The organism is Azospirillaceae bacterium (assembly GCA_028283825.1).
Classification (GTDB): Bacteria; Pseudomonadota; Alphaproteobacteria; order Azospirillales; family Azospirillaceae; genus Nitrospirillum.
Genome location: JAPWJW010000001.1, coordinates 1604366 through 1616712 on the forward strand (window position 1 = coordinate 1604366; position 12347 = coordinate 1616712).

General features: G+C 68.0%; 11 protein-coding genes. 4 read left to right on the top strand and 7 right to left on the bottom strand.

The features are described 5' to 3' along the window. The first annotated feature begins 65 nt into the window (after positions 1-65). Together PW843_06505 and PW843_06510 are read left to right on the top strand one after the other, a co-directional pair. On the top strand, positions 66-422 hold the full coding sequence (locus PW843_06505) for a cupin domain-containing protein (protein MDE1146263.1): 357 nt from the start codon (positions 66-68) through the stop codon (positions 420-422). A 122-nt stretch (positions 423-544) separates the two neighbouring features. Continuing rightward, positions 545-2167: a family 43 glycosylhydrolase gene (locus PW843_06510; protein MDE1146264.1), complete on the top strand. Its 1623-nt coding sequence runs from the start codon at positions 545-547 to the stop codon at positions 2165-2167. Positions 2168-2332: 165 nt separating this feature from the next. On the opposite strand, the gene PW843_06515 is transcribed toward PW843_06510, so the two are convergent. From PW843_06515 to PW843_06525, 3 genes are all read right to left on the bottom strand, one after another. Next, a complete protein-coding gene (locus PW843_06515) occupies positions 2333-2482 on the bottom strand; it encodes a hypothetical protein (protein ID MDE1146265.1) in 150 nt (49 codons plus the stop codon). After that, a complete protein-coding gene (locus tag PW843_06520; GenBank protein ID MDE1146266.1) occupies positions 2472-3824 on the bottom strand; it encodes a divalent metal cation transporter in 1353 nt (450 codons plus the stop codon). Before PW843_06520 ends, PW843_06515 begins: the two co-directional genes overlap by 11 nt. A gap of 77 nt (positions 3825-3901) precedes the next feature. Beyond that, positions 3902-5158: a cupin domain-containing protein gene (locus PW843_06525; GenBank protein ID MDE1146267.1), complete on the bottom strand. Its 1257-nt coding sequence runs from the start codon at positions 5156-5158 to the stop codon at positions 3902-3904. A gap of 212 nt (positions 5159-5370) precedes the next feature. Here PW843_06525 and PW843_06530 point away from each other — a divergent pair, with 212 nt between their 5' ends. Continuing rightward, a complete protein-coding gene (locus tag PW843_06530) occupies positions 5371-6270 on the top strand; it encodes a LysR family transcriptional regulator (GenBank protein ID MDE1146268.1) in 900 nt (299 codons plus the stop codon). Here the strand turns inward: PW843_06530 and PW843_06535 are convergent. The 3 genes from PW843_06535 to PW843_06545 form a co-directional block, all read right to left on the bottom strand. Further along, a complete protein-coding gene (locus PW843_06535; GenBank protein MDE1146269.1) occupies positions 6238-6912 on the bottom strand; it encodes an HAD-IA family hydrolase in 675 nt (224 codons plus the stop codon). The genes PW843_06530 and PW843_06535 overlap by 33 nt on opposite strands. Positions 6913-6985: 73 nt before the next feature. Next, positions 6986-7987 carry a glutathione S-transferase family protein gene (locus tag PW843_06540; GenBank protein MDE1146270.1) on the bottom strand — a complete coding sequence of 334 codons (1002 nt, stop codon included), beginning with the start codon at positions 7985-7987 and terminating at the stop codon, positions 6986-6988. A gap of 118 nt (positions 7988-8105) precedes the next feature. Continuing rightward, complete coding sequence (locus PW843_06545; protein ID MDE1146271.1) at positions 8106-9761, bottom strand: diguanylate cyclase; 1656 nt, start codon at positions 9759-9761, stop codon at positions 8106-8108. Positions 9762-9972: 211 nt separating this feature from the next. Here PW843_06545 and PW843_06550 point away from each other — a divergent pair, with 211 nt between their 5' ends. Further along, a complete protein-coding gene (locus PW843_06550) occupies positions 9973-11397 on the top strand; it encodes a mannose-1-phosphate guanylyltransferase/mannose-6-phosphate isomerase (GenBank protein ID MDE1146272.1) in 1425 nt (474 codons plus the stop codon). Here the strand turns inward: PW843_06550 and PW843_06555 are convergent. Next, entirely contained in the window at positions 11382-12335 is a 954-nt protein-coding gene (locus tag PW843_06555) for a hypothetical protein (protein ID MDE1146273.1), read from the bottom strand. The genes PW843_06550 and PW843_06555 overlap by 16 nt on opposite strands. Positions 12336-12347: the final 12 nt, after the last annotated feature.

A 12347-nucleotide genomic window follows, 5' to 3' on the forward strand; every position in this document is an offset into this window, starting at 1 on the left:
AGCCCTGAGCAAAGCAGAAGTGCCAGGCGCGGACTGCGCGCGGCTGGAAAGGAAATGGAAACGCTGTGACCGATACAACCGCCTCGCCCCTCGGCAACCTGCTGGATGCGCTGCCGCCGCCCGCCGAGGATGAACGGTTCACCGACATCCTCCGCCGTCCCGGATGCCGCATCGAACAGATCGTCTCCCATGGCCAGACGACGCCGGTGGATCGCCCCTACCGTCAGCCGCACGATGAATGGGTGCTGGTCCTGGCCGGGGCCGCGCGGGTGGCGGTGGAGGGCGTGGAGACGGCGCTGTCGCCCGGCGATCATCTGTTCATCCCAGCGGGGGCCAGCCATTGGGTCACCTTCACCGATCCGGACACGGCCACCGTCTGGCTGGCCGTCCATATCGGCGAGGTCGAAGCGGCGGCGCCGTGAATAGCGATGCGGCCCCCTTTCCTTGCATCAATGTTACCGCTATCAATGTGCCTTGGACTTGCCAACCGCCAACGCGCGCGCGGGCCATTGCCTGAATAATGGAACAGAGGAAACCCCAGCGCATGAGCACCCCCACCCGCCGCAGCGTGTTCAAGGCGACGTTGACCGGGGCCGCCGCCCTGCCCCTCTCCCTGGCGCCGGGCGCCATCGGGCGGGCGGCGACAGGACCGGGGGCCGCACCGCGCTGGGGCCGGGGCATCGAGGGGCAGCGCCGGGCCGACCTGGGCGACGGCACCTATCTCAACCCCATCATCGCCGGCGACCATCCCGACCCCACCATCCTGAAGGACGGGTCGGACTATTACATGACCTTCTCGTCCTTCTTCGCCTATCCCGGCATCGTCATCTGGCATTCCACCGACCTGGTGAACTGGCAGCCGGTGGGGCCGGCGCTGACCAAGCAATTGGGCACCATCTGGGCGGTGGATCTGTGCAAGCACGGCGACCGCTATTTCATCTATATCCCCGCCAACCCGGGCGACAAGGGCTGGTCCATCTACGCCATCTGGGCCGACGACATCCGGGGCCCGTGGAGCGAGCCGGTGGACCTGAAGATCTCCGGCTGCATCGATCCCGGCCATGTGGTGGGGGAGGATGGCAAGCGCTATCTGTTCGTGAACGGCGTGCGCTACGTCCGCCTGACCGACGACGGCCTGGCCACCGATGGCCAGGTCCAGCCGGCCTACAGCCCCTGGCGCTACCCCGAGGACTGGGTGGTGGAGAATTTCGCGCCCGAGGGGCCGAAGCTGCTGCACCATGGGGAGTGGTTCTACCTGATCACCGCCGTGGGCGGCACCGCCGGCCCGCCCACCGGCCACATGGTGATCGCCGCCCGTTCCCGCTCCATCCACGGGCCGTGGGAGCATTGCCCCCATAACCCGCTGGTGCGCACCCTGAGTGCCGATGAGCCCTGGTGGTCGCGCGGCCACGCCTCGCTGGTCGAGGGGCCGGCCGGTGACTGGTGGATGGTTTATCACGGCTATGAGAACGGCTTCCGCACCCTGGGCCGCCAGACCCTGCTGGAACCGATGGAATGGACGGCCGACGGCTGGTTCCGCGCCAAGGGCGGCGACCTGTCGAAGCCCTTGCCTAAGCCGAAAGGGGGAAAACCCTCCCCCGCCGGCTTCGCCCTGTCGGACGATTTCAGCCAGGATCGCTTCGGCATCCAGTGGGGCTTCCACGACCCCGCCCCCGGTGAGATGGGCCGCGTGACACGGGCGAATGGCCGGCTGACCCTGGCGGGGCGCGATCGCACGCCGGCCGACAGCACGCCCCTGGTCTTCCCCGTGGGCGACCGCGCCTATGAGGTGGAGGTGACCATCACCCTGAGCGGCCAGGCCGAGGGCGGCCTGCTGCTGTTCTACAACCCCAAGGCCTTCATCGGCATCGGCTTCACCCCCGACATCATCAAGACCTTCGAATACGCCGATGAGCTGATCTGGGCCCGCCAGCCCAAGGCGACCACCGCCGTGCGGGTGCGCCTGACCAACGACCAGAACGTCGTCACCTGGCACTATTCCCACGATGGCGGCAAAACCTGGACCTTGCTGGGCACCCGCATGGAGGTGTCGGGCATCCACCACAATGTCTTCGGCGGCTTCATCAGCCTGAAGGTGGGTGTCTACAGCGCCGGCGACGGCGCCATCAGCCTGAGCGACCTGACGTATCGCGCGCTGGGGGGCTAATTTCGTGACCGTTGATCATGGCTGATCAACGGTCCCCTCAGGCGGCGGGCGCCGGCATCCGCCGGCTTGCCTCATCCTCAGTTTTCAGTCCGCTACGCTCCCCAAAAACTTCCGGCGGCCCCGGTCAGGGCCTACAGCGGCATGAAAATCTCATGCCGCTGTGCTTCAGCCCAGCCCCTTGATGAAGGCCCAGACCGCCATCACGGTCATCAGGCCCAGCAGCACGCGCAGGGCGATCAGGGCCAGGCGCAGGCCGCGCCCCAGCGGCATGGGTGGCAGGGCCGGCGGTTTGGGCCGGACGGCGTCAAAGGACATGAAGGCCCACCGTGTCCAGGAAGGCCACGACAGCATAGGCGCCGCCGGCCAGGGTCACCGCCACGGTGATGGCGATGCCCGCCATGTTGGTCAGGCGGCCGTTGACATGCGCGCCCATCACCACCGGGTCGTTGGCCAGGATCAACAGGAACACCAGGGCCGCCGGCATCAGGATGGTGGCCAGCAGGTTGGCGTTCATGACGATGTCCATCAAGGGCGCGCCGGGGATCAGCACCACCAGGCCGGCCACCAGGGCGGTGCCCACGTTCACCGCATGGAACAGGGGTGCCCGGCGTGGACCGGCGTCGAAGCTGCACACCGCACCCGCCACCATCTCCCCCACCGCGTAGGCGCCGCTGGCGGAGATGGTCAGCATGGCGACGGCCCCGGCCTCGATCAGGCCCAGGGCGAACAGGGCCGCCCCCGTCCGACCGATCAGCGGCGACAAGGCCTGCGCGAAGCCGCCGCCCTGAAGATAGGCCGCCATATCGATATGCTGGGTGAACAGCGGGGTGGCGGCCACCAGGGCACCGCCGCCGGCGATGGCGGCCAGCACGGCCCCCATGGCGGTGTTCAGGCGGCCGGTGCGGATGGCGGCCTCACCGGACGTCCCTGGGCCCGACAGGCCCTTATCCACCGTGGCGCTCTGCTGGAAGAACAGCATCCAGGGCGTCACCGTGGCACCGATGGTGGAGGCCACCATCATCAGGAAATCCCCGGCCCCCGCCCCCTTGGGCGCGTCCCAAGATGTGAGCGCGTGGGTGATGGCGCCGGGATCGGGCCGCGCCAGCAGCGCCACGGCGACGAAGGCCAGGTTGAACAGGGCCAGGCCCGCCGCCACCCGTTCCCAGCGCGCGTAACGCCCGGTGGCGGCACCGCCGGCCACCAGCAGCACGGCGAAGACCACGGCCACCCAGGCCGGTATCCCGAAGAACCCCATGCCCAGGCGGATGGCGATCACCTCCGTCACCAGGGTCACCAGGTTGGTCAGGATCAGATCGACGGCGGAGATCCAGCCCCAGCCCCGCCCGAAACGCTGGAACATCAGTTCGCCGTAACCCCGGCCGGAGGCGACACCCAGGCGCATCGCCATTTCCTGCACACAGTAGGCGGCGGCGAACGTCACCAGGATGAAGGGCAGGAAAAAACCCAGGCCGTAGCTGGCGCCGCTGGTGGCGTAGGACAGCATGCTGGGCCCGTCATTCTCCCCCAGCATGGCCAGCACGCCGGGGCCCAGCAGCAGGGGCCCCAAGGCCGCCAGGCGCCGGCGTTTGACGGGGACCGGCGGCGACCAGCGCAATAGGGGGAAATCGGCGGCAAGGGCGGCGGGCGGCGGCGACATCGGCGTCCCTGGATCATTATTCGTTGGTTGGAAAGAAAAGGGCCGGCCAGGGAGTTGGAATGGCCGGCCCCCCTCAACTAGGCCGGCAATACGTCGAACCGGGCCTTGTTGAACTGCCGGATCAGCTTGGGATCCATGTTGGTGTGCTGGGCCACCAGTTCCGGCGGGGTGCAGGCCAGCCACTGGGCCAACGACACCTCCTGGAAGCGGTCTGCCTTGAAGATTTCCAGGAACACCAGATCCTCGGTGCCGGTGTTCTGGACGTAATGGCCCAGGCTTTTCTTCACATAGCCCAGGTCACCGGGGCGGAAGTCGGCCGTCTGGGCGCGGGGGCCGGTGTTGAACACCGTCATGCGGCCCTGGCCCTTGATGTAGTACTGCCACTCATCCGCGTTGGGGTGCCAGTGCAGTTCCCGCAATCCGCCGGGCTTGATGGTGACCAGGGCGGCGGCGATGGTCTTGCTGACCGGGAAGTTGCGGGTGTCCACCACCTTGACGGAGCCGCCCTTGGTGACCCGGGTTGGCTTCATCAGGCCCATGGAGAAGGTGAACTCATACTCCGGCTCCCCATCCGGGGAGCGGACGGCCTTCTGCACCTCTTCCAGGGGCGGAATGGGGTCCTTGGCCTGGTAGATCCAGGTGTCGTCGACGGGCAAGTTCTTGAAGGCGCTTTCCGGCAGGCCGAAGTTGGCGGCCAGCACCTCGGGCGGGGTGTGGGCCATCCATTCGTTCAGCAGCAGGGTGTTGAATTCCGACGCGCGGCCGTTGTCGAACACCAGGACGAATTCGGCACCGCTGGTGCCCAGGCCCTGCAGGGAATGCGGCAGGCCCGGCGGGAAGTACCACAGGTCGCCCTCCTTCACGTCGCGGACCGCCGGGCGGCCGTCGGCGTCGATCACGGTGACGCGGCACTTGCCGTCGGTCATCACCGCCCATTCGGCCTGCTGGTGCCAGTGCAGCTCACGCACGCCCCCCGGCCCGAGGCGCATGTTCACGCCGGACACGGCCTCGGATATGGCGAAGTCGGCTTGCGTCACCTCACGTGCCCAGCCACCATCCTGGATGCGCTTGTGGGCGTTGTTGAAGGACGACCAGAACAGGTCCATGCCGGACACGTCGGTGGCGGGCGGGTCCTGGAAGGACGGGAACTGGCTGGCCAGCGCCGGGTTCTGCGGCCCCGGTTCCTGGCCCGCGATGGGGTTGGTGACGTTGACGCGGCCCTGGCCGGGGCGGTCGGGGTTGCCGAAGGTGGCGGCGTTGGCGCCCCCCGCGGCGGCGGCCGCCGCGGCCACGGCGCCGGCGGCGATGATGTTGCGCCTGGAATAGTCGGTCATGGGCTTTTTCCTCGATCAGGACGTGCGACCCCGCTCCCCGGATGTTGCGTCCGGGGTGATGGGTGATGACTTCGGGGACGCCGGTGATCATTTGTGGCGAATTGTCGCCTGGGGCCTGCCGACTGCCTCGGCAACTTGACCCTGGCCCGACCACTATGCGTAAGACTGCACACGATGAGCAGAAATAACAGTCATTAGCCTGCGGAATGGCCATGTTCGAACTGAACTTGCTGCGCACCTTCCTGGCCGTCGCCGATGCCCGCCACTTCACGGCGGCGGGCACCGCCCTGGGCATCAGCCAGTCGGCCGTCAGCCAGCATATCCGCCGCCTGGAACTGGCCTGCGGCCGCCAGTTGTTTGAGCGTGACACCCACACCGTGACCCTGACGGCCGATGGCGCGGTGCTGGCGGAACTGGCGCGCGGCATCGTCGGCATGAGCCAGCAGGCGGTGGATTATTTCGCCGACAGCGCGCCGCGCGGGCGGGTGCGGCTGGGTGTCTCAGACGACCTGACCCTGACGCGCCTGGCCCGCCTGCTGCGCGAGGTCAGCCGGGGCAACCCGCTGCTGAGCGTGGAACTGACCGTGGGCCTGACCAGCGTGCTGTACCAGAAGCTGGATTCCGGCCGCCTGGACCTGGTGTTCGCCAAGCGCCAGCCGGGCGACGACCGCGGCGAACTGATCCACCGGGAACGCCTGGTCTGGCTGGCGCATGAGGAATTCGACCTGGGTCCCGACGAGCCCGTTCCCCTGGTGCTCTACCCCAATGCCAGCATCACCAGCACCCTGGCGATGGAGGCCTTGAACGGCGCCAAGCGGCCCTGGTTCGTCGCCTGTTCCAGCGAGACGCTGGCGGGCCTGCGCGCCGGCGCCCAGGCGGGGCTGGGCGTCATGGCGCAATCGCCCCTGCTGCTGACCGAGGCCGGATCCGGCCTGGCGGAGGCGTGCCGCGTGGCGAACCTGCCGCAACTGGGCGAGGTGGAGTTCGTGGTGCTGGGCCGCTCCAAGCGCCTGGTGGGCGCGCCCGCCGCCCTGGCCGAACTGATCCAGGAAAAGGGACCGGCGCTATGGGGTCGTCGCTCAGCGGAGCCCCTGGAGCCCCTGGAGCCGTAGGGCGCCATCCGCATCCACCGTAACGGCCAAGCGGCCGTAATCGGCCACCGTGGGGTGGGTGGTTTCCAGCGGGTGGTGATGGGTGGCGCTGACTACCACCACACCGCCGCCGGCGGCCTCCCCCGCCGCGATGCCGGCGGGCGCGTCTTCCCAGACCAGGCAGTCCTGAGGGCGGAAACCCAGGGCGGCGGCGGCACGCTCATACCCTTCCGGCGCCGGCTTGCCCCGGGTCACATCCTCAGCGGTGATGAACACCTCCGGGATGGGCAGACCGGCGGCCGTCAGCCGCACCACCGCCAGTTCGCGGGGGGCGGAGGTCACCACCGCCCAGCGGTTGGCCGGCAGGGTGGCGATGAAGGCGGCGGCACCGGGCAGCGCCACGGTGCCGTCGACGTCGTCGATTTCATTCTGGGTCAATGCTGCGGCCTCGGCCTCCACATCCACGTCCGGTCCCACCCAGCGCCGGATGGTGTCAACCGCGCGCACGCCGTGCATGGTCGCAAGCACGGCGTCCACATTCAGGCCGTGCCGCCTGGCCCAGCGCGTCCACACCCGGTTGGCCGAGGCGATGCTGTTCAGCAGGGTCCCGTCCATGTCGAACAGGAAGGCGGCGTAAGCGCGGTCAGCGTAGGCGTTGGGCATCAGGCGGATCCGGCAGGTTGAGGCGGGAGCCCATCCTGCGGTGCCCGCAACGGCGCTGTCGATGCCCTTTACCTCATATCGGCAATGGGTTGGCGGATGACAGGTTTTCCCGCCCATGGGGGCGGCCAAGGTCCAGCGCGGGCCCCACGGGCACGATGCCCGTCGGGTTGATGGTGCGGTGGCTTTCGTAATAGTGGCCCTTGATGTGCTGGAAATTCACCGTCCTGGCCACGCCCGGCAACTGGTACAGGTCGCGCAGGTAACCCGACAGGTTGGGGTAGTCGTCGATGCGCCGGATGTTGCACTTGAAGTGGCCGACATAGACGGCGTCGAAACGCACCAGGGTGGTGAACAGGCGGATGTCCGCCTCCGTCACATGGTCGCCGGTCAGGAAGCGCTGGGCGGACAGGCGCTCGTCCAGCCAGTCCAAGGTGCCGAACAGCGGGGCGATCGCCTCTTCATACGCGTCCTGGCTGGTGGCGAAGCCGGCCTTGTAGACGCCGTTGTTCACCGTGTCGTAGATGCGGGTGTTCAGGGTGTCGATCTCCGCCCGCAACACCTCCGGATAATAGTCGCCCGGCGTGGCGCCCACGCCATCGAAGGCGCCGTTCAGCATGCGGATGATCTCGGCGGACTCATTGCTCACGATGGTGCGGCGCTGCTTGTCCCACAGCACCGGCACGGTGACCCGGCCGGTATAGCGGGGGTCGGCGGCGCGATAGACCTCATACAGCCGCCGAGCGCCGTTGACGGTGTCGTGCACCACGCCCGCGCCGTCATCGAAGGTCCAGCCATGTTCCAGCATGCGCCAGTGGACGACGGACACGCCGATCATGGGCTCCAGCCCCTTCAGCGCCCGCATGATCAGGGTACGGTGGGCCCAGGGACAGGCCAGGCTGACGTACAGGTGATAGCGGCCGGGTTCGGCCTGGAAGCCGCCCTCCCCGCTCGGGCCGGCGCTACCGTCGGCCGTTACCCAGTTGCGGAAGGCGCTGTCCTTGCGCACGAAGCGGCCACCGGTCGACTTGGTGTCGTACCAGGTGTCACGCCATTCGCCGTCGACCAGCAGTCCCATGTCCCTCTCCAACGATCCAGCCGAGCAAAGGGCGCCGGCTGCTGGAGTACAGATAATCCCCGGCGGGGTTTCCGGACAGGCCGATAATCCTGCATGCACCGTTCAGGAATTGGGACGATCAGGGCGGTGCTACTTCCACCCGATTGCGGCCCTGGCGCTTGGCGACGTACAGCACCTCATCCGCCGCCACGTTCAGGGCCTGGGCATTCATGTCGGGTTTCAGTTCCGCCACGCCGACGCTGAACGTCACCTGGAACGTCTTCTCCCCCTGGCCGTAGCGGATGCCGGCGAACTGCTGGCGCAGGGTGTTCAGGCGTTCGGCCGCCGACTGCGCGTTGGTGCCGGGCAGGATGACGGCGAATTCCTCACCCCCATACCGGCCGATGATGTCGCTGCGGCGCAGGCGCTGCATCAGCAGGCGGGCCAGGCCCTTGATCACCCGGTCGCCCATGGCGTGGCCGTGGGTGTCGTTGACCGACTTGAAATGGTCGATGTCGATCATGGCCATGGTCAGCGGCGCGCCGGTGCGGCGGCTGCGCGCCACCTCCGCCGCCAGGCTGTCCTTGATCATGCCGTGGTTGAAGGCGCCGGTCAGGCTGTCGCGCACCATCAGGCCGCGCAGCAGGCGGGATCGGCTGGCGCGCGCCCGCACCGTCTCCACCAGCTCATTCACGTCCACCGGCTTGGTCAGCAGGGCGTCGACACCGTTGCGCACGGCCGATCGCGCCGTCTCCTCCGTATCGTCGGCCGTCAGGAAGACGATGGGCAGGGTCAGCAGATCCTCATGCTGGCGCAGCACGGCGGCCAGTTCAAAGCCGCTGCAATCGGGCATGACCAAATCGCTGACGATGATGTCCGGGTCGTGGGCCTGGATGGCGGCCACCGCCTCCAGCGGGCTGGTGACCAGCTTGGCGTCGAAGCCGCCCATCTGCAGGATGGCCTCGTAATGGGCGCCGGCCGCCGCGTCGTCGTCGACGATCAGCACGGTCATAGGCTGGGGCCGCTGCCGGCTGGTCAGCACGTCCAGGCGGTCGACCAGCAGGCCGATATCGGCGGGCTTCACCAGATAGGCGTCACTGCCGCCACGCACGGCGGCCAGCCGCGCCTCGAAATCATCGCGGGCCGACAGGAACACGGTGGGGATGGGTTTGACGTCCGACCGTTCCGCGTCCATGACGCGCAGCCGGCTCATCACCGCCGGCCCGCCCAGCAGCGACGACGGCGTCATGACGTCGACGATGGCGGCGTCCGGCCGCCGTTCCTGGATGGCGCGGTAGAACGCATCGACATCGCCAAAGGCGACGGCGCGATAGCCATAGGCCGACAACAGCGCCGCCAGTTCCGCCGCCTGGTCGGGATCATCCTCCAGGTGATAAACCAGGTACTGGCGTTCATCGCCGCCACCGTCGGCCCGGGGCAGCGACGGCGCGTCGTTCATAACCGCGCCCGTCGCGGCGCGGCGCAGATCATCGATGATGGAGGGCAGCAGGGCCGCCAGGTCGGCGCTGGCCGTCTGGCTGCGGGTCAGGATTTCGATGCGCCGCGACACCTCGGTCACAGCCGGCAGGCCGAAGGTGGCGCCGGAACCGACCAGGGAATGGGCCAGCCGCGACAACTGCTCGCGCGCCGCGGCGTCGGTTGCCACCTGGCGGGCGGCGGTTGCGATCTCATCGATACGGGTCGGCAGCTGGCTCAGGAACCCATTCTTTATTTCCTGCAAGCGTTGCTGGATCGTGGCTTGAACAGTGGCAGAACCGCCTATGTTATTGGTCATTCCCAACTCCCGTTTCCGCGGCTCAATAATCAAGGTCGTTCAAGCCGTTGGAAAATATGACCTTCAGAATAGATCACATTTGTGGACCATTTTGACTAGAACGCGGAACGCATGCAACTGTGTGCGACAGCCCCCGGGATTAATGGAAGAATAGAGTCCACACCGGAAAGTTGTCGTGCCAATCAGGATGAACAGTTCGGTGGGGGCTGTCATGGACAAAGCACAGATACTACCTCTGATCCTATCCGGTGGGTCGGGCACGCGCCTGTGGCCACTGTCGCGGGAGTTGTACCCGAAGCAATTCTTGCCGCTGACGGGTGAAACCTCGCTGCTGCAACAGACGATGCAACGCTGTCATGGCGCGGGCCTGGGGCCCGCCATGATCATCTCCAGCCATGAGCACCGGTTCGTGGTGGCGGAACAGGCACGCAACCTGGACCTGTCGCTGGAGGCGCTGTATCTGGAGCCGATCGCCCGCAACACGGCCCCGGCCATCGCCGCCGCCGCCGTTGTCGCCACGGCCAAGCAGCCGGACCGCCTGATGCTGGTGTTGCCGGCAGACCATTCCATCGTGGATGAGGCCGCCTGGCGCGCCGCCTTGGACAAGGCCATTCCGGCCGCCGTCGCCGGCGCCTTCGTCACCTTCGGCATCGAGGCGACGCGGGCGGAGACTGGCTACGGCTACATCCGCAAGGGCGACGACCTGGCCGGCAGCGACGGCGTGTTCCAGGTGGCGGAGTTCGTGGAGAAGCCGAACAAGGACACGGCGGAAGGCTACGTCGCCGGCGGCCGGCACCTGTGGAACAGCGGCATGTTCCTGTTCCGCGCCGACCGCCTGCTGGAGGAACTGGGCCAGTTCGAGCCGGCGCTGGTGACCGCCGTGCGTGAGGCCGTGGACCGCCGCAGCGGCGACCTGGATTTCCAGCGCCTGGATGCCGACGCCTTCGCCAAGGCGCCCTCGGTCTCCATCGACGACGCCCTGTTCGCCCGCACCAGCCACGCGGCCGTCGTGCCGTGCGCCATCGGGTGGAGCGACGTCGGATCGTGGAAGTCGCTGCTGGAGGTCCTGCCGGTGGATGAGCAGGGCAATTTCCAGCGCGGTGACGTGGTGCTGCAGGACACCACCGGCAGCTACGTGCGCACCGACGGCATCCTGACCACCGTTCTGGGCATGGACAACGTCATCGTCGTGACGACGCCGGACGCCGTGCTGGTGGCCAACAAGGACCGCATGGAAGGCCTGAAGGGCATTGTCGCCACCCTGAAGAAGGCGAACCGGCGCGAGGCCGTGGCCCGGCCGCGCGTCTATCGCCCCTGGGGGTATTACCAGACCCTGCACGAGGGGGAGCGTTTCCAGGTCAAGCGCCTGACGGTGAAGCCGGGGCACAAGCTGTCGCTGCAGAAGCACTTCCACCGGTCGGAGCATTGGGTGGTGGTGAACGGCACCGCGACCGTCACCCGCGACAATGAAACCATCATCGTGCGCGAGAACGAATCCATCCACCTGCCGCTGGGCTGTACCCACCGGCTGGAGAATGTGGGCAAGATCCCGCTGAACCTGATCGAGGTGCAGTCGGGCGCCTACCTGGGCGAGGATGACATCGTGCGCCTGGAAGACAGTTACGGCCGCATCTGACCACCCGAGCGGTTGGATACAACGCCATGCTGAAACCACAGGAAGGCGACGCCTTCGGCGGTCTTGTTCTGGATGGTGAAGTCCGTGTCCCGGGCGCCGCCGGCGTCCGGGTCGCTGATCCAGCGCCACAGCAGCACGTTGCCGATGCCCACACGTCCCAGGGACTGGGCCCACAGCGCCAGGACCCGCGCCTGCAGCACGGGGTCGGGCGTGGCCGCGCGTTCCTCCGCACTTTCCCAGGGACGGGCCTGGGCGCCCTCGGCGGAGCGCAGGCCCAGTTCGGCCACCAGGCCGGGCTTGCCCGTGGCCTTGAAGGCGGCGGCCAGGGCCTGCGCCTCCGCATCGATGGGCTTGGCCAGGTCCGCCGCGGCGGCCGACGGCCCCAGGGGCGGATAGACGCTGACGCCCGCCATGTCCAGCCTGCCCCAGAACGGCACCTTGGCCATTTCCTCCCGCCCGTGGGCGACATAGGTCAGGGGGCCATGGTAGCGGGCACGGATGTCGGTGATCACCACCTGCCATTCGGGGCGCTGGCTGGTGCCCTCCAGCTCCGTCCCGATGGCCAGCATCTCCACCTTTTCCTCATCCGCCAGGGTCGCCAGCGTGGTCAGCAGCGCGCGGTAGCGGCCGAACCAGGCCGTCCAGTCGGCGTCGTTGCCCATGCGCACCTGGCCGGCCCAATGCTCCGGTATCCAGATGTGGGGCTTCAGCAGCACCTTCAGCCCGGCGGCGTGGGCCTGGCGGATGCCGGCGCGCAGGCGGTCCAGCGGGACGGCGCTGCCCATCACCAGGTCGGGGCTGGCCGGAGTCGGCTGCCACAGGAAGGGGATCAGCGCCACGGTGTCGGCGCCCAGGGCCCGCACATGGGCGAAAGAGGCGGCCGCCCCTACGCTTCCGTACAGGGCCTTGCCGTCCTCAACAAAGTTAACGCCTTGCAAACCATTGGCCGC

What these genes read in the sequence shown, in the direction of transcription:
- PW843_06510 (MDE1146264.1), top strand. Translation starts at nt 545, where the DNA reads ATGAGCACCCCCACCCGCCGCAGCGTGTTCAAGGCGACGTTGACCGGG.
- PW843_06515 (MDE1146265.1), bottom strand. Translation starts at nt 2,482, where the DNA reads ATGTCCTTTGACGCCGTCCGGCCCAAACCGCCGGCCCTGCCACCCATG.
- PW843_06520 (MDE1146266.1), bottom strand. Translation starts at nt 3,824, where the DNA reads ATGTCGCCGCCGCCCGCCGCCCTTGCCGCCGATTTCCCCCTATTGCGC.
- PW843_06525 (MDE1146267.1), bottom strand. Translation starts at nt 5,158, where the DNA reads ATGACCGACTATTCCAGGCGCAACATCATCGCCGCCGGCGCCGTGGCC.
- PW843_06530 (MDE1146268.1), top strand. Translation starts at nt 5,371, where the DNA reads ATGTTCGAACTGAACTTGCTGCGCACCTTCCTGGCCGTCGCCGATGCC.
- PW843_06535 (MDE1146269.1), bottom strand. Translation starts at nt 6,912, where the DNA reads ATGCCCAACGCCTACGCTGACCGCGCTTACGCCGCCTTCCTGTTCGAC.
- PW843_06540 (MDE1146270.1), bottom strand. Translation starts at nt 7,987, where the DNA reads ATGGGACTGCTGGTCGACGGCGAATGGCGTGACACCTGGTACGACACC.
- PW843_06545 (MDE1146271.1), bottom strand. Translation starts at nt 9,761, where the DNA reads ATGACCAATAACATAGGCGGTTCTGCCACTGTTCAAGCCACGATCCAG.
- PW843_06550 (MDE1146272.1), top strand. Translation starts at nt 9,973, where the DNA reads ATGGACAAAGCACAGATACTACCTCTGATCCTATCCGGTGGGTCGGGC.